Below are 17037 nucleotides of genomic sequence, written 5' to 3'. Positions count from 1 at the left end.
CAAGCACCGGGCCAGGCGCCACGACGTCGGCAAGACGGTCAAACGCGCCGAGTCGATCAAGGAACACCAAGCCCGCCGAGGATAAACGCCAAGCTTAGAGAGTCAGGGAGTTCAGCGCGGGCGGCCTTCCAGTCGTCGGGCGCGAGGTCTTGACGCAGCCGGATGTGAGAGTCGGTAGGGCGCTGCACAGGGTCGGCAAGGTTGCCGAGAGAGGCTGTGAGAGTGGCGTTGGCGCGGTAACCGGCCCAGGTCCACCAGCGGGTGGCATCGGCGTTTCGGACCAGGAGGGTGCCTGCCGGGTGCACTTCGTGGGGTGCTCGGTCCATGCGCAGTTGGGCGAGAGCGGCCGTGGCGCGGCGGGTCAGGCGGACGTCCGGGTCTGTACCGAGGAGAACTTCGCGCATTGCCCGGGCGACAGCGTAGGAAAGGCCGCGGGCTTCGCTGCCCTGCCATTTGGCGACGCCGCCGTCTTCGACTGGTTCGACGAAAGCGCGGCGTCGGGCCCAGTCGACGAAGGTGACCTGCCAGCTACGGCCTGCCAAGAGCAGGCGGCGCGGGCCTGGGCGTTCCTCGGTGAGAACGGTGGAGTCGGTCATGCCGATCTCAGTGCGTCCGGCGAGCACGGTGAACTCGGTCGGTGCGGTGAAGAGGCGGTCAGCTCCATGAAGTGGCGTCGGCCGAAGTGCTTCTCGGCCTCGGTGCCGATGAACAGCATGCCGCTGTCGCTATCGAGGAAGCCGCCTTCGACGAGGTGGGACAGGAGGGGGGCGGCGAACCGGTCAAAGGGCGCGAGGCCGTTCCATTGTTCGGGCCAGAGGCGGTCGCCGATGCGGTGTTCCTACAGGGTGACGGCGAGAAATTGCTGTGCGACGAGGTGGCGGGAGCGGGCCGAGGAGCTGACGAGTACAACGTCAACGAGAACAATGCCGCCATCGAGGCGTGGATCAAAGGCCCGCCGCCGCCGGACGAGGGAAAGGTTGAGTAGTTCCGTTCGACCGCGTCGCCCGGTGAGACGAGCGGCCGCAGCGCGTTCAAGCAGCCGGTGGACCCGAATGACCCGCTGTCCGGGTACAAGGAGGGCGGGATGGACGCCAAGGCGTACGACGTGACCGGCATCGACACGCGGATCCGGTACGACAGCAGCCGCACCCCGCCGTTCACCGTCATGACGTCGATGCACTACAAGCCATAGCGCCCCGCCGAGAAAGGCCCGCACCACATGTCCGCCGACCAGATGTCCTGGGACGCCGCGATACGCCACCTGTACAGGGACGCGTACGCGTACATCGCCACCGGCCCGTACCACCACGAGGACTGGACGCTCGACGTCCTCGCGTTGATGGCCCGGGCCGTGCCGGACCCTCGGGGCTGGGCCCGCGTCGACGACGCGGAGAAGGACCCCGAGCGCGTGGGGAACCCCACGTGGCCCTTCGCCGTCCACCCCCCGGAGTATCTCGCGCCGCGCCTCAAGGCGATCGACCAGGACAGTGCCGAGAACCTGCTCCTGGCCCTCACCGAGGGCGGCTGCACCCTGTCCAACCTCCGGTACTTCGACGAGTCCGCGGACGAGCTGAGGGCGATGGCGCGCACGATCCTGGCCCGTTTCGGGGACAAAGCCATCTATCGCACCAACGTCAGCAAGACCGGCAGCGCGCCCGGCACACTCGACTTCACGCTGGAGAGCCTGGGGTACAGCCCGCTGAGCGTCTTCACGGAGGACTGCGGCCTGGTCATCGTCTCGGACACCGAGGTCGGCTTGTTCTGGAACTTCAACGACCTGTGATCCGGCTGCCAATCCGTGCCGGCGCAGGAGCATCGAGGAGGGCGAAGTCCCGGAGCCGTCGTCCCCGCAGACGCACTGGAAGTGGCACGCGCGTTTTCCGGAGACCGTGCAACTGCTCGGTGGCTGGCTCGCAGGACATCGTCGACGAGTTCCCCGACTTCGACTCCGCCGTCGCGGACTACGCTGCCACCACCGACCCCCAACTGGTCGCACGCCTCGTGGGCGAACTCCACGAGTTGCTCGCCCTCCCTCTGGACGAGGCCGACTACGCTCTGGCTGCCGCCGAACTCGGCATGGAGGCAAGCCCGCCGGAGCCGTTCTCCCACGGCGCCTGGTTCCAGTCGCTGGCGGCGACGCTCTCCGGCGTCTGATCCGGCTGGACGGTCGGCGGACGGGCGCTCCACAGCCGCAGGATGGCACGAATGTGGACAGCGTCGCAGGGCACACGGGTCAGCGCGCCACACCGACAGTGTCCGAGCAGGCGGCTGACCTTCCTCCGGTGCGCTAAGGGTCATCCGGCGCCTCAGCTCCGGCGCCGCCGTGTCGGGTGCTTCCAGCTTGGGGGAGCGTCAAGAGCGTTCGCAAGACAGTCACCGCGACACCTTCGATACTCCCCTCACTCCAAAAGCGCAGGTCACAGCGCCTCGGGCCGACCGACCTGTTACACAGAGGGAAACTGGTCGAGAAACGACCCTGATACAGAAAGCCGCAGGTCAGGCGCCCTTCGCGGTCGGCCCCAGGATCGCCACGCACTCCACATGCTGCGTCATCGGGAACATGTCGACGGCCGTTCCGGAGGGCAGTTCCGGTGCGCGCCCACTGCCTCGGAATCACGATCCGTTGACGACCGCGACGGCAGCCATATGGGCGGCGACGCCGGTTACTCGCAGGGCGTTGGCCGAGCACCCATCCTGGCAGCCCCCTCAAGGCATTCGTGCACGGCGGTGATGAATGCGTCTCGCTCCTCGTAGAACACGGTGCGCGGCCTCAGTCACCGGTCCTCACCGGCCAACCACTCCCAGCACACTGAGGAATGAGCGACAGCGAGTAACCCTACGCATTGCATGGCCGACGACCGAAGAGAGCAGGGGCAGCACCCTCTCACCGCCTCGCTGGACAAGGCAGTCGCGTCCTGCGGTGGCGGTCTTGACTGCGGCTTCACCTGGACAGCACGTGCTGTGTCAGTGTCCGGCCGGGGGGCTTTACAGCAGGTGATCGCCGGTTTCGGTAACCGGGGAATCTTCGGAGGCTTGAAGGGTGACTTGCCCCCACGCGCCCCCTACGCCGCGCACACTCCACCGCTGCCCGTCCCGCCTTCTTCCCAGGACTCCATGACCGCCCCCTCCACCCCGACATGACCCAGATAACCAACGCCGGCCATGCCCTCACCCGCCCACCTCATCCCCGTCCGCACCCCCATCAGCCTCGCCGTCCAGCCCGCCCCCGGACGCCACCGCTGGACCGGCTGGTCCCCAACTGGTCCCCAGGAAACACGGAAAGGCGGCACCGGATTTCTCCGATACCGCCCGTGACCTGCGTAAACGCTGGTCGGGACGACAGGATTTGAACCTGCGACCCCTTGACCCCCAGTCAAGTGCGCTACCAAGCTGCGCCACGTCCCGATGTGTGGCCTCGGTGGGGGAATCCCCCGGTTGGCCACGCAAGAGAACATTACCTCACTCCGGGCGGCGCGAAGACGCGCCCTGTCCGCGCGACAATCGGCGTATGACGGAGAACCGGCGGGATCGTGACGACGAGGGGCGGGCGCGGAGTGCGCGGCCTCGGGATGGGTTGGGGCGGCCGTTGGCGTATGGGGTTCCGGGGGTGGAGCGGCAGCCCGAGGGGGTGGTCCGTACGCCCGGGGAGACGCTTCGGGAGGCGCAGCGGCTGCTGGACGCGGGGATGCCGTTCCATGCGCACGAGGTGTTCGAGGACGCGTGGAAGTCGGGGCCCGACGCGGAGCGGACGCTGTGGAAAGGGATGGCTCAGCTCGCCGTCGGGCTGACGCACGCCGCCCGGGGGAACGCGACCGGTGGGGCGCGGTTGCTGTTGCGGGGCGCGGGGGCGATCGCGGCGTACCGGGATCCGTACGATGTCGATGTGGCCGGACTGATCGCCTGGGCCCGGGAGTTGGCGGGGCGGGTGGCGCGCGGGGAAGAGGTGGACGCCGCCCGCGAGGCTCCTCGGCTGGTGCCGCTCACTCACTGAGCAGGATGACTTCGAGCGTGCGCGGACCGTGTACGCCCTCCACCCGGTCGAGTTCGATGTCGCTGGTCGCGGACGGGCCGGAGATCCAGGTCAGCGGGCGGGTGGGGTCGAGCATGGGCATGGCCTGCGGTACGGAACCGACCACCTGGTCAGCGGTGCGTACGACACAGATGTGATGGTCGGGCACGAGTGTGATGCGGCGCCGTCCCTGGTCGGGGGCGGCGTCGAGAACGAGTGTGCCGGTCTCCGCGATGGCGAGGGCGCAGCCGGTGATCACACTGTCCACGACATCGAGATCTCGGGCCGTGGCGGTGGGATCGTCCTCGACCCTGATCAGATCGGTGCCCACCGAGGAGAGCGCGGAGAGCCAGAGCGCCGGGAGCAGCGGGGGTACGAGGACGGTGCGGGCGCCCCGTTCTGCCAGGAGGCGCGCGATGAGTGCGGGGAGCCCCTCGGTGTCCGTCCGGTGGACGAGCGCGCGGTAGTCGGCGAGGTTCTCGGCGAGGAGATCGATGACGCGTGCGTCGGGGGTGTGCGTGTCCAGGTAGTCGCGCGCGGCTTCCGGGGCGTCGGGGGCGTCCGCGACGGCGGCGCGGATCCGGGCGAGGATCCGCTCCCGGGATCCGGCTCCGGGACCCGGGCCGGGTCCAGAGCCGGGGCCGGGGCCAGAGCCGGGGCCGGGGCCAGAGCCGGGGCCGGGGCCAGAGCCGGGGCCGGGTCGCGGGGTCGCGGCTGCGCCGGTGCTCATGTCCCTGTGTCCTTACGGTCGTTCGGGTTGGTGGGGTTGTTGGAGGCGCTGCGGTCGTTGTGGTGCTTCTTCCACCAGTCGCGGAACGACTCCGCCGGCAGCTCGGGCAGATCGCGCGAGTCGGTCCACGCCCCCGTCCCGGGGAGCTTCGAGGGATGCAGCCGGCGCGTCTTCGACGCGGCCCGCTCCCCCGCCGCCATCACACGCGGATGGTTGAAGACCCAGCCCGCCGCCTTCATCGCGGCCTTCTCCAGCCGGTGCCCCTTGCCGCCCTGGTCCGCGACCCGCTCGCGGAGATGGACCAGTACCTCGGGGATGTCGATGGCGACGGGACACACGTCGTAGCAGGCGCCGCAGAGCGAGGAGGCGTACGGCAGCGACGCGTCGATCTCGCTCTGGGTGCCCCGCAGTTGGGGGCTGAGGATCGCCCCGATCGGGCCCGGGTAGACCGAGCCGTACGCGTGCCCGCCGGCCCGCTCGTACACCGGGCAGACATTGAGACAGGCCGAGCAGCGGATACAGCGCAGCGCCTGCCGGCCGACCTCGTCGGCCAGTGTGTCCGTACGGCCGTTGTCCAGCAGCACCAGATGGAAGGTGCGCGGTCCGTCCGCGTCATGGGTGCCGGTCCACATGCTGGTGTACGGATTCATCCGTTCCGCCGTCGAGGAGCGCGGCAGCGTCTGAAGGAAGACCTCCAGATCCCGCCAGCTCGGCACCACCTTCTCGATGCCCACCACGGAGATCAGCGTCTCGGGAAGCGTCAGACACATCCGTCCGTTGCCCTCCGATTCGAAGACCACGAGCGTGCCGGTCTCGGCGACCATGAAGTTCGCCCCCGAGATACCGACCTTGGCGCGCAGGAACTTCTCCCGCAGATGCAGCCGCGCGGCCTCGGCGAGTTCGCCGGGGGTGTCGGAGAGGCCGTCGGGCGCCGGCCGGCCCCAGGCGCCCATCCGGTCCCGGAAGATGTCCCGGATCTCGCCACGGTTGCGGTGGATCGCCGGGACGAGGATGTGGGAGGGCCGGTCGTGGCCGAGCTGGACGATCAGCTCGGCCAGGTCGGTCTCGTACGCGGAGATGCCCTCGGCCTCCAGCGCCTCGTTGAGCCCGATCTCCTGGGTGGCCATGGACTTGACCTTGACGACCTCGGTCTCGCCCGTGGCCTTCACCAGCTCCGCGACGATGCGGTTCGCCTCGTCGGCGTCGGCCGCCCAGTGCACCACTCCGCCCGCCGCCGTGACCGACTCCTCCAGCCGCACCAGATAGCGGTCCAGGTGGCGCAGCGTATGGTCCTTGATCCGCTTGCCCGCCTCCCGGAGCAGCGCCCAGTCGTCCAGCTCCGCCACGGCCTTGGCGCGCTTGTCGCGGATGGTGTGGGTGGCGTGCCGCAGATTGCCGCGCAGCGTCTCGTTGCCGACCGCCTCCTTCGCCGCCACCGGAAACGCCGGCATCCCCAGATACGTACCGCTCATGACCAGGGCTCCTCTTCCGTCGACGCCAGGATCTCCGCGAGATGTACGGGACGCAGCGGGGCACCCTCGCGGCTCACGATCCCGCCGATATGCATCAGACAGGAATTGTCCGCGCCACAGAGCACCTCGGCCCCGGTGGAGACCGCGTTGCTCACCTTGTCCTGACCCATCGCGGCGGAAACATCGGAGTTCTTCACCGCGAAGGTGCCGCCGAAGCCACAGCACTCGTCCGCGCCGGGCAGCTCCCGCAGCTCCAGTCCCCGTACCGACTCCAGCAGCCTTCGCGGCCGTTCCCCCAGGCCCAGCAACCGCAGACCGTGACAGGAGGGGTGGTAGGTGACGGTGTGCGGGAAGTGCGCCCCCACATCCGTCACGCCCACCACGTCGACCAGGAACTCGGTCAGCTCGTACGTCCGCGCGGCGAGCGAGGCCGCGGCCTCGTCACCGATCCTGGGGTAGTGGTGGCGGACCATGGCGGCGCAGGACCCGGACGGGGTCACCACATAGTCGTACCCCTCGAAGGCCCGGGTCATCCGCCGTACCAGCGGCTCGGTCTCCCGCCGGTAGCCCGTATTGAACTGGGGCTGGCCGCAGCAGGTCTGCGCGTCGGGGAAGTCGACGTCGACGCCCAGACGTTCCAGGAGCCGTACGGTCGCGATGCCGGTGGCCGGGTAGACGGCGTCGTTGACACAGGTGACGAAAAGGGCGGCACGCATGGGCGGAGCATATGTCGGCCGCGAGGGTGCGCGGAAGCCCTTCGAAGAGGGTGATGGATCATCAGACATCCGATGGATATGACCTTCCTCCGGGCGGTATCGGGGCGGCCGAGGGGCATACGGCAGACTCGGCGGTGTGCGAAAGATCTATGTCATCGGCATCGGCGCGGGCGACCCCGACCAACTGACCGTCCAGGCGGTCAAGGCTCTCCAGGGCGTTGACGTCTTCTTCCTGCTCGACAAGGGCGCCGAGAAATCGGAGCTGATCGGGCTCCGGCACGAGATCCTGCGCCGCCACGCCGGTGAGTCCTCGGGCGGCCGGGGCTATCGGCTGGTCGAGATCCGTGACCCGGAACGGGAGGGAACGACCGACGGCACCGCTTATCCCGGGACCGTCGACGACTGGCGGAGCCGGCGCGCCGCCCTCTGCGAGCGCGCGATCATCGATGAGCTGAGCGACGGCGAGGGCCTTGAAGAGAGCGAGGGCCTTGAAGAGAGCGAGAACCCCGACGGGAGCGAGGGCCCCGGCCGGGACAACAGGACCGGGGCGTTCCTCGTCTGGGGCGACCCCTCCCTGTACGACTCGACGCTCGCCATCCTGGAAGAGATCCTGGCGCGCGGCTCGGTCCGGTTCGAGTACGAGGTGATCCCGGGCATCAGCAGCGTCTCCGCGCTGGCCGCCAGGCACCGCGTCGGACTGACCCGGGTGGGCCGGCCCGTACAGATCACCACCGGCCGCCGGCTCGCCGAGGGCTGGCCGGACGGCACGGACGATGTCGTGGTGATGCTGGACGCGCACCAGTCCTTCCGCCACCAGCTGGCGGCGGATCCCGTCATCCACTGGGGCGCCTATGTGGGGACCGAGGACGAGATCCTGGTCTCCGGCCGGCTCTCCGAAGTGGCCGACCGGATCAGCGAGTTGCGGTCCGAAGCACGTGCCCGCAAGGGCTGGATCATGGACACGTATCTGCTGCGCCGGGACTGAGGCACGCCACGGCCGTTCTGAAACGTTCAAAGGCACGTCCCTGTCGGCTCCCTCTCGGCTCGGCATCGGCTCTTCGTCGGCTCTCCCTCGGGCTTCCCCGTCAGCTCCGCCCCACGAAGTCCCACGTGCCCTGCCCCGCCCGATAGACGACAAAGCCCGGTTCCGTACGGAGATACTCCGTTCCGCCCGGTGCCTTCACCAGCTCGGGGCGCTCGGCCGGTACATGGATCTCCGCCGTCGCGCCGACCGGCACCCGCACCGAGAGCCGCAGATCAGGGCCTATCGCGGACCAGGCCACCGAGGCCGTGCCACGTACGGTACGGATCGAGGTGCGTGCCCAGGTGACTCCGGTCCTGCCATCGGGCCGTACGGTGAAGGTGCGGTAGCCCGCGTCCCCGGGGCGCAGTCCCGCCACGTTCTCGTACAGCCACTGGACGACCGTGCCCTGGAAGTAGTGGTCGCGCGAGCGCGAGTCCACGGGCCACATCTCCCACATGGTGTCGGCGCCGTTGTCGAACCAGTAGCCCCAGCTCGGGTACGTACGCTGGGTGGCGATGGCGTGCGCGACCTCGGGGCGGTCGCCCGCGCACAGGACACGAAGCAGCACGCTCGTGCCCAGTGCACCGGTGTTGAGGTGGTCGCCGCGCGCCGTGATGTCGGCGACGAGACTGTCGAGCACCGACGCGCGGGCGCCGCTCGGGACCAGACCGAAGGCGAGCGGCAGGGCGTTGGAGGTCTGCCGGTAGCCGGGGTCCTTCGCGGTCCGGTAGTGGCCGGACGCGGGGTCCAGGAAGGTGGCGTTGAAGGCGTCCTTCAGCCGGGCTGCCGCCGAACGGTAGCGGTCCGCGACCTCGCCGTGGCCCAGCAGTTCGCCCAGTTCGGCCGTCTGGGTCAGCGCGCGGTGCAGATACGCCGTCGCCGTGAGGCGGGTGTCCTCGGGCGGGTTGCCGCCGTATCCCGGTGGCAGATAGTCACCGAGCGCGGTGATGGCGAGACCGTCCACCAGCCGGTCCAACTCCCAGTCCAGATAGCGGATCAGGGTGGTCCAGTGTGCGCGGGCCACCCGGTCGTCACCGTAGATCCGGTACATCTCCCTGATCAGGAACGGGTATACGGTCGTCCACTCCGGAGAGGGCCCGAGGTCGCCGTAGCCCCAGCCACCGCTGGGCACGATCACCGGCAACTGGCCCTCGGCGCTCTGACTGTCCGCCAGGTCGTCGAGCCATTTCGCCAGGAAGCGGTGGACCCCGAAGGCGTAGGCCATGATGGGCGCGCCGAGCTGCGCGTCCCCGGTCCAGCCGTTCTTCTCGTACATGGGGGTGTCGGTCGGAATGCCGTGCAGATTGTTGAGCAGAGTGCGGCGCATCGCCCGGTCGAGCTGCTCGTAGAAGGGCTCCGAGCAGTCGAAGGAGCTGACCTCGGCCACCTTCGTATGGACGACACGGCCGAGCACATCGGCGGGGCGTGGCCGGCCCGGCAATCCGCTGATCTGGACATAGCGGAAGCCCTTGTACGAGAAGGAGGGCTCCCAGACCTCGGTCCCGCCGCCCGCGCAGATGTACTCGTCGCGCTGGAAGCGCCCCGGCACATGACCGGTCTCCGCGTGCACACTGCCGTCCGCCTTGAGCTTCTCGCCGTGGACGAGCTGGACGAGGGTGCCCGCGGGGGCCCGTACGCTCAGCCGGGTCCAGCCCGCCGTCGTCCGGCCCATGTCGACGACGTACACCCCGGGGCGCAGCTCCGTGATCGCGGTGGGGGTGAGGGTCTCGATGATCTCGATGGGGTCGTGCGGCTGCGCGCGCAGCGTGCCCTTGGGCGCGGTCTGGGGGTTCGGGGAGCGCCAGGAGCTGTCGTCGAAGCCGGGCATCGTCCAGCCCCTGGGGGCCAGCCGGGCATCGTAGGTCTCACCCGCGTAGAGGGAGTTGGTGAGCGTGGGGCCTTCGGTGATCCGCCAGTCGGTGTCGGAGACGACGGTGGTGCGGGAGCCGTCGGGGTGCTCGGCCTCCAGCCGGCAGAGCAGCCGGGGTTCGCCGTGCCATGGCGGCTGGTGCCAGTTCCAGACATTGGGGGTGGTCATGCCGTAGAAGCCACGGCCGAGGGTCACACCGATCGCGTTGTCACCGCGCCGCAGCAGCGGGGTCACATCGTGGACGGCGTACATCACGGTCTCGTCGTAGTCGGTGAAGGCCGGGTCGAGCACCTGGCTGCCGACTCGTTTCCCGTTCAACTCGGCTGTGTAGTAGGCGAGTCCGCTGATGTACAGCCGGGCGCGGCTGACCGGCTTGGCCACGGTGAACTCGCGGCGCAGCAGCGGCGCGGGTGCCTCGGGCGACGCGATCGATACCCCGCTTCCCCAGGGGCCCTGGCCGTAGGGGGCGAGTACGGTCGCCGGGGCCCAGCCGCTGTCGTCGAAGTCCGGCTGTTCCCAGCCCTGTCGCTCGGTGTCCGCGGCGCGCCAGCCGGCGCCGGTGACCAGTTCGTGGCTGGCGCCCTGGGCGGTTTCGACGAGCAGCCGTACGAGCAGTCCCGCCGGGTTGACGCTGACCGCGCCGCGGTTGGCCGCGAGGGCGGCGAGAACGATCCGGCCGTCGGCGGCGGACCGTACGGCCTCGGTGACATCGGCCATGCGGCCGGTGCGCCAGCCGTCCACCTGCTCGGGCGCGTGGAGCGTCTGTCTGCCGTTGAGATGGAGGGTGAAGTCGTCGTCGGCCGTGGCGAGGAGTGTGGCCCGTGCGATGCCCTCGCCCCGCGCGCCGGGCGGGAGTTCGAGTCCGCCGCGGAACCATCCGGGGCCCACGGGTGCGTTGCCGGTGGTCGCCCCCTCGGTCCAGATCCAGGACGCGCCGTCGAAGCCGGGCGGCTGTGGTGCCTGGTCGGCGCCTATCCAGCGCGCCTGCCACGGCTCGGCGCCGAGCGCGGTCTCCCACCAGCCCGCCGTGCTCCACGGTGAGGCGTGTCCGTCGGCGTCCCAGACGCGGACCTGCCAGTGGCAGCGGGTACGGGGCGGCAGCTCGGGGCCCGCGTAGGGCACGGCGATGCCCCGGTCGGAGGACACGCGGCCGGTGTCCCAGAGGAGTTGGCGTCCGGAGGTGAGCGCGCGCGGATCGGTCGCGGCCCGGATCTGATAGGCGCTCTGGCCGACGCCCCGGGCGCCCTTCTCGCCGCTCAGCTCCCAGGACAGCAGCGGGGCCGCCGTATCGGTGCCGAGAAGCCGCTCGGTGTACTCGACCGTGGCGGTGGTGACATGGAGCCGGCCCGGTCGCCCGCCCGTTCCCGGCGAGCCGCCGGACGGCGCGCCCGCGGCGGGGGAGGCGGCGGCGAGCCCCGCGATCCCCACCCCGGCGCCCGCCACGGAGGTGTGCAGAAGACCTCGGCGTGTCCAGCCCATGCCCATCGCGGCTCCCTTGGATTGAAACGTTTCATGCCCCTGTCGGGCATCGTAGGGCCGACCGTGTCCGCGCTACAAGAGGTGTGCGCGGGACGCCTGGTACGGACGGGGACGGACGGGGCGCGAAGCGGCCCCGTACCGCCCCGCCCCCGGCCCCGACTCCTCCGCCGGGCTCTACCGGGTCGTGGATTTTTGCGTGCGTCTCCAAAATTTGCGCAGATTCATAGACTTCTTGTAAGGCAACTTCTAACCTTTTCGCGTCCGCAGAGTCCCCACGAGCCGCAAGGACGTATGTCTGTGACACTCCCCACCGGACCCCCACGAGCCCGCCTGCTCCGGCGCGGCATCGCCGCATCCGTATCCCTCGCACTCGCCGTGGCCGGGACGGCCGCGGCGGTGGTGCTCTCCACCGCACCCGCCGCGCAGGCGGCGGCGGTCCCCGCCCCCTCCCCCATCAATGTCCCCGGCCGCGGCGCCACGGTGCCGTTCAAGGAGCAGGAAGCCGAGTACGCCGCCACCAACGGCTCCCTGATCGGCCCCAACCGTCTCTACGGCACGCTGCCCTCGGAAGCCTCGGGCCGGCAGGCCGTGACGCTCGACGCGGTCGGTGAGTATGTGGAGTTCACCCTCACCGCACCGGCGAACGCGATGTCGTTCCGCTACTCGCTGCCGGACAACGCGGCGGGTACGGGCCGGGACGCGACCATCGATCTACGGGTCAACGGCACGTCCCTCAAGAGCGTGCCGGTGACCTCCAAGTACGGTTGGTACTACGGCGGTTACCCGTTCAACAACAACCCGGGTGACACCAACCCGCACCACTTCTACGACGAGACCCGCACCATGTTCGGGTCGACACTGCCGAGCGGTACGAAGGTCAGGCTCCAGGTCTCCTCGACCGCCGCGTCGCCCACGTTCACCATCGACCTCGCCGACTTCGAGCAGGTGGCCGCGCCGATCGGGAAGCCCTCGGGCGCGCTCGACGTGGTGAGCGACTTCGGCGCGGACCCGAGCGGCGCCGCCGACTCGACGGCCAAGATCCAGGCGGCGGTCGACGCGGGCCGTACACAGGGCAAGGAGGTCTACATCCCGCAGGGCACCTTCCAGGTGCGGGACCACATCATCGTCGACAAGGTGACCCTGCGTGGCGCGGGTCCCTGGTACAGCGTGCTGACCGGACGTGATCCGTCCGACCGCAGCAAGGCCGTCGGTGTCTACGGCAAATACGCCAACGCGGGCGGCAGCAGCAATGTCACGCTCAAGGACTTCGCCATCATGGGCGACATCCGTGAGCGCGTGGACAACGACCAGGTCAACGCCATCGGCGGCGCCATGTCCAACTCGGTCGTCGACAACGTCTGGATGCAGCACACCAAGTGCGGTGCCTGGATGGACGGCCCGATGGACAACTTCACCATCAAGAACAGCCGCATCCTCGACCAGACCGCCGACGGCGTCAACTTCCACATAGGTGTCACCAACTCGACGGTCACCAACACCTTTGTGCGCAACACCGGTGACGACGGACTGGCCATGTGGGCCGAGAACATTCCGAACGTGAAGAACAAGTTCACGTTCAACACCGTGATCCTGCCGATCCTGGCGAACAACATCGTCACGTACGGCGGCAGGGACATCACCATCTCCGACAACGTCATGTCGGACACCATCACCAACGGCGGCGGGCTGCACATCGCCAACCGCTACCCGGGCGTCAACTCCGGCCAGGGCACGGCGGTCTCCGGAACCACCACCGCCGCGCGCAACACCCTGATCCGGGCCGGAAACAATGACTACAACTGGCGCTTCGGCGTCGGGGCGATCTGGTTCAGCGGTCTCAACGAGCCGATCAACGCCACCATCAACATCACCGACAGCGAGGTCCTGGACAGCTCCTACGCCGCGATCCATCTGATCGAGGGCGCGACGAACGGGCTGCACTTCAACAACATCCGGATCGACGGCGCGGGAACGTACGCGCTCCAGATCCAGGCTCCGGGCACGGCCTCCTTCACCAATGTGACCGCCACCCATATCGCGCAGTCCAACCCGATCCACAACTGTGTGGGCAGCGGCTTCCAGATCACCCAGGGTGCCGGGAACTCGGGCTGGTACGCCAATCCGCCCGCGTGCACCGGCACATGGCCCGACCCGGTGTGGACCAACGGCGGTGTGCCCGGCGGTCCCACCAACCCGCCGACGGATCCGCCCACCGATCCGCCCACCGACCCGCCGACGGACCCGCCGACGGACCCGGGCAATCTCGCTCAGGGCCGTCCGGTCACGGAGTCCGGCCACGCCGAGGTGTACGGCGCGGCCAACGCGGTCGACGGCAACGCCAACACGTACTGGGAGAGCACCAACAACGCGTTCCCGGGGACCATCACCGTGGATCTCGGCGCGTCGAAGGCGGTCAAGCGGGTGGTGCTGAAGCTGCCTCCGGCGTCGGCGTGGTCGACCCGCACCCAGACGCTCAGTGTGTCGGGGAGCACCAACAACTCCTCGTACACCACGCTCAAGGCATCGGCGGGCTATACCTTCAACCCGGCGAGCGGTAACACCGCGACGGTCACTCTGGACGGGACCCCGACCCGCTATCTGCGGCTGACGGTCACGGGCAACACCGGCTGGCCGGCCGCACAGCTCTCCGAACTGGAGGCGTACACCAGCTGAGCCGCGAACAGCACACGGAACGCCCGGCAGGGAGATCCCTGCCGGGCGTTCTCGCGCGGACCCGGGTCAGGAGCCTCCCTCCCGACCCTCGCCGTCCGGGCCGTCGATGTCGTACGTATTCAGCCGCCCGCACATGCCGAACCTGCCGTGCTCCGCCGGGACTCTGGCGTGCAGGTGCGCCTCGGCCAGATGCGTGGCGTCACCGGCGGCCAGCCGGTCGAGCTGGGCTCCGGTCTGCCGGGCCGCCTCGGCCGCGCCCGCCTCCCAACGCGCCCGCCACTCGGCCACCCGGGGCCGTACGAGCGCGGCGGCCGACCGCTGGAAGTCGAGCAGGGGGTGCTGGTCGCCCGCCTCCCACGCGGTACGCAGCGCCATGAATCCCTCGATCGCCAGATCACGCCGGCGGCGCGCGGCGGCGGCCTGCTCGGGCTCCGGCGCGTCCGGGATGCGTACGGCCCGCGCGTAGGTGTCCGGGTCGGTGAGGTAGCGGGGTGGCAGGGTCAGTACGGCGTCCCCGGCCTCGGGCAGACCGTTGTTCTGCATCAGGACGACGATTCGCAGCCCGCCCTCGTTGACGAGCCGGTGGATGGTGCCGGGTGTGAACCACACCAGTGCCCCCGGCGCCAGCGGTGTGGTGTCGAGGCCCGTGGGACTGAGCGTCTGTACGGAGCCCCGGCCCTCGGTCACCACATACGCCTCGGAGCAGGTGAGATGCAGATGCGGGGTGCCACCGCTCGCTCCGTCGGCGGACTCCCAGTCGTACACACTCAGATGCGAGACCGCGACCGCCCCCGGGAGTCCGGCGAACCCCGCCGCCGGGCTCACCATGACTGCCCCTCAAGATACGTGGCGATGTCGTCGCGCTCCCAGCCGCCGTCGGCCACGACCACCCGCCAGCGCCGGGTCAGTGTGTCGCCCGGCTGGAGGACCAGTTCCTCGTAGAAGGCCCAGGAGGCGGCGACCGCCGCGAACGGATCGCTGCGTACGAACCAGTGCGCGGGGTGCTGTCCGGCCGCCCCGGTGTGATCGTTCTCCGGCGCGTGCGCGAAGACGAGTGTGGCGTGTCCGTCGACGCCGTCGAACTCCCCGCTGTACGCGACCCACGGGGCCTGGGTACCCATCAGCTCCTCCCCCTCCCCCTCGGGACCGATCAGCCGCCCGCCCCGGAAGGCACGCGGTCCGCGCCAGAAGAGACCGGTGTAGCCGGCCATCTCGCGCCCCGCGGTGGTGGGGCTGCCGAGGCGCAGTGGTTCGTCACGCCGATTGGTGATGGCGCCGGACCAGGTCAGCGTCCACGCGCCGGCCTCGGTGTCGATGTCATGGACCTCGATCCGACGTGACTCGTCGGCCCACGCGTCGCCTTCGTGGTTGCGCCACACCAGCCGCTCGGCGATGACGGCGCGCCCCGCGTCGGCCGCCACCTCGTCGAAACCCTCGTGACTCATCGAGCCGACGCGCTCCGGCAGCGGCCGGTAACCCTCGCCGTGCACATAGGTGTTGCCGCCCCACAGGTTCTGTCCCGACAGATGGGAGGCGGTGAGCTGGAGGCCCTTGTGCCAGCGGTGGTCATGGGGGCGGTAGTCGGTGACCACACCGCCGGACAGTGTGCGCAGCGGATGCAGATACGGCTTGGGGGCCTCCCACGCCGCCTCGGGCCGGTAGACATACCGGATCAGGGTGACTCCGCCGAAGCGCAGATCGATGCGGTCACCGTGGGTGTGGGCCAGCCGCAGTCCGGGCGTGGTGAGGTCCGCCACCGTGACAGGCGCGTCCAAGGTGTCCGGCGTTCCTGAAAGGGTCATACGGGGATCTCCGTGAGAGGGACGGGGCGCGGCGGTGCCCAGCCGGGGGTTCCGCCGTGCAGGGCCGTGTGGAAGGGGTCGCCGGGGCCGATCTCGCCGGACCTGACGGTCGTGTCGGTGAACGCCGACTTGTAGAGCGCGCTGATCAGTTCGAGGCTGGTGCGCCCGTCGGCCCCGCTGGCGCGCGGCCGGCGTCCCGCCCGTAGGTCCCCGACGAGCGAACGGAGCTGGGCCAGATGCGAGCTGGGCACGTCCTCGCCCGGATCGCGCCAGCGGGCCACTTCCGCCGCGTCCACACCGGGGGCCGGGGTGATCCGCCAGTCGTCGTTGGTGTAGCCGTACAGATGCGTCAGTTCGACGGTGGCGCGCTCGCAGTCGATACGGATACGGCTCACCTCGTCGGGGCTGAGCACGCTGTTGACGACGGTGGCCAGCGCGCCGTTCTCGAAGCGTACGAGCGCCGTGGACACATCCTCGGTCTCGACGTCGTGCACCAGCCGGCCCGCCATGGCGCGTACCTCGGTCCAGGGCCCGAGCAGTTCGAGCAGCAGATCCATCTGGTGGATGCCGTGGCCCATCGCCGGGCCGCCGCCCTCGCCGGCCCAGTTGCCACGCCATGGCACGGCGTAGTAAGCGGCGTCGCGGTACCAGGTGGTCTGGCAGTGGGCGACCAGCGGACGGCCCAACGCCCGGTCGGCGATCAGGGAGCGCGTATGCCGGGCCCCGGAGCCGAACCGGTGCTGGAAGACGATCGAGGCGTACGGTCCACCGCCGGCCGCGCCCGCCGCGGACGTCTCGGCCGCGGCGGTCTCGGCCGCTGCCGCCTGCCGCTCGGCCGCCTCGATGGCGTCGAACTCGGCGAGCGAGGGGCACGGCGGCTTCTCGCACCACACCCAGGCGCCGGAGAGCAGCGCGGCCACGGTCTGCTCGCGGTGGAAGACCGGGGGCGTACAGATGGTGACCAGGTCGGGGCGCTGCTCATCGAGCATGCGGCCGAGATCGGTGTAGGCACGCGGAACACCGCCGTCGGCGCAGAACGTCCGTACCGCCTCCTCGTCGATGTCGAAGGCGGCGACGATCTCGATCTCGTCGCGGAGAGCGCGGAGGGCCGGGAGATGCGCTTCCCTGGCGATCCCTCCCGTACCGATGACGGCGGCCCGGATCCGGCGGTCTGTCAGATTGCGCGGAGACGTCGCGAACACTCCCCTTCGCACTCCTGGATTCTCCCAGCGGACAGCAAGCGCTTTCCACGAGAAACGTAG

At 69.8% G+C, this 17037-nt stretch carries 11 protein-coding genes, 1 tRNA gene and 2 pseudogenes; 5 read left to right on the top strand and 9 right to left on the bottom strand.

Translation table 11 applies throughout. The features are described 5' to 3' along the window. Positions 1-89 precede the first annotated feature (89 nt). A pseudogene (locus AB0M67_RS37360) lies at positions 90-880 on the bottom strand (ATP-dependent helicase); the annotation flags it as partial. A gap of 339 nt (positions 881-1219) precedes the next feature. On the opposite strand from AB0M67_RS37360, the gene AB0M67_RS37355 reads away from it, so the two are divergent. Next, positions 1220-1783, top strand: a complete 564-nt coding sequence (locus AB0M67_RS37355) for a hypothetical protein (RefSeq protein WP_365752080.1) — start codon at positions 1220-1222, stop codon at positions 1781-1783. Positions 1784-1805: 22 nt separating this feature from the next. Next, a pseudogene (locus AB0M67_RS37350) lies at positions 1806-2154 on the top strand (contact-dependent growth inhibition system immunity protein); the annotation flags it as partial. Positions 2155-3328: 1174 nt separating this feature from the next. Here AB0M67_RS37350 and AB0M67_RS37345 read toward each other — a convergent pair. Further along, positions 3329-3405, bottom strand: a tRNA-Pro gene (locus AB0M67_RS37345). A 202-nt stretch (positions 3406-3607) separates the two neighbouring features. On the opposite strand from AB0M67_RS37345, the gene AB0M67_RS37340 reads away from it, so the two are divergent. After that, entirely contained in the window at positions 3608-3991 is a 384-nt protein-coding gene (locus AB0M67_RS37340) for a DUF309 domain-containing protein (RefSeq protein WP_365752079.1), read from the top strand. On the opposite strand, the gene AB0M67_RS37335 is transcribed toward AB0M67_RS37340, so the two are convergent. Genes AB0M67_RS37335 through AB0M67_RS37325 form a run of 3 tightly spaced genes read right to left on the bottom strand, consistent with a single transcriptional unit; the run spans position 3981 to position 6927 of the window. Beyond that, entirely contained in the window at positions 3981-4739 is a 759-nt protein-coding gene (locus tag AB0M67_RS37335; RefSeq protein ID WP_365752078.1) for an LUD domain-containing protein, read from the bottom strand. The two genes, AB0M67_RS37340 and AB0M67_RS37335, sit on opposite strands and share 11 nt — an antisense overlap. Continuing rightward, positions 4736-6211 carry a LutB/LldF family L-lactate oxidation iron-sulfur protein gene (locus tag AB0M67_RS37330; protein WP_365752077.1) on the bottom strand — a complete coding sequence of 492 codons (1476 nt, stop codon included), beginning with the start codon at positions 6209-6211 and terminating at the stop codon, positions 4736-4738. The genes AB0M67_RS37335 and AB0M67_RS37330 overlap by 4 nt, the downstream gene beginning before the upstream one ends. Then, the gene (locus AB0M67_RS37325) at positions 6208-6927 is read right to left on the bottom strand and encodes a (Fe-S)-binding protein (RefSeq protein ID WP_365752076.1); all 720 of its coding nucleotides are present in this window, start codon (positions 6925-6927) and stop codon (positions 6208-6210) included. Before AB0M67_RS37325 ends, AB0M67_RS37330 begins: the two co-directional genes overlap by 4 nt. Before the next feature lie 136 nt (positions 6928-7063). Between AB0M67_RS37325 and cobF the strand changes: the two genes are divergently transcribed. Beyond that, complete coding sequence (gene cobF, locus AB0M67_RS37320) at positions 7064-7912, top strand: precorrin-6A synthase (deacetylating) (RefSeq protein WP_365752075.1); 849 nt, start codon at positions 7064-7066, stop codon at positions 7910-7912. A gap of 100 nt (positions 7913-8012) precedes the next feature. On the opposite strand, the gene AB0M67_RS37315 is transcribed toward cobF, so the two are convergent. Continuing rightward, positions 8013-11300, bottom strand: a complete 3288-nt coding sequence (locus AB0M67_RS37315) for a family 78 glycoside hydrolase catalytic domain (RefSeq protein WP_365752074.1) — start codon at positions 11298-11300, stop codon at positions 8013-8015. Between the two features lie 291 nt (positions 11301-11591). On the opposite strand from AB0M67_RS37315, the gene AB0M67_RS37310 reads away from it, so the two are divergent. Then, a complete protein-coding gene (locus AB0M67_RS37310) occupies positions 11592-13973 on the top strand; it encodes a discoidin domain-containing protein (RefSeq protein ID WP_365752073.1) in 2382 nt (793 codons plus the stop codon). Positions 13974-14039: 66 nt separating this feature from the next. Here the strand turns inward: AB0M67_RS37310 and AB0M67_RS37305 are convergent, their stop codons facing one another. The 3 genes from AB0M67_RS37305 to AB0M67_RS37295 are packed head-to-tail and all read right to left on the bottom strand — an operon-like array spanning position 14040 to position 16977. Then, positions 14040-14801, bottom strand: a complete 762-nt coding sequence (locus AB0M67_RS37305; RefSeq protein WP_365752071.1) for a cupin domain-containing protein — start codon at positions 14799-14801, stop codon at positions 14040-14042. Continuing rightward, entirely contained in the window at positions 14795-15775 is a 981-nt protein-coding gene (locus AB0M67_RS37300; RefSeq protein ID WP_365752070.1) for a PmoA family protein, read from the bottom strand. Before AB0M67_RS37300 ends, AB0M67_RS37305 begins: the two co-directional genes overlap by 7 nt. Next, complete coding sequence (locus AB0M67_RS37295; protein ID WP_365752069.1) at positions 15772-16977, bottom strand: Gfo/Idh/MocA family oxidoreductase; 1206 nt, start codon at positions 16975-16977, stop codon at positions 15772-15774. The genes AB0M67_RS37300 and AB0M67_RS37295 overlap by 4 nt, the downstream gene beginning before the upstream one ends. Positions 16978-17037: the final 60 nt, after the last annotated feature.

The organism is Streptomyces sp. NPDC051662 (genome assembly GCF_040681655.1).
GTDB lineage: Bacteria > Actinomycetota > Actinomycetes > Streptomycetales > Streptomycetaceae > Streptomyces.
Note: the sequence above shows the minus strand (reverse complement) of the source record. Positions and strands in the feature narration are given on the sequence as shown.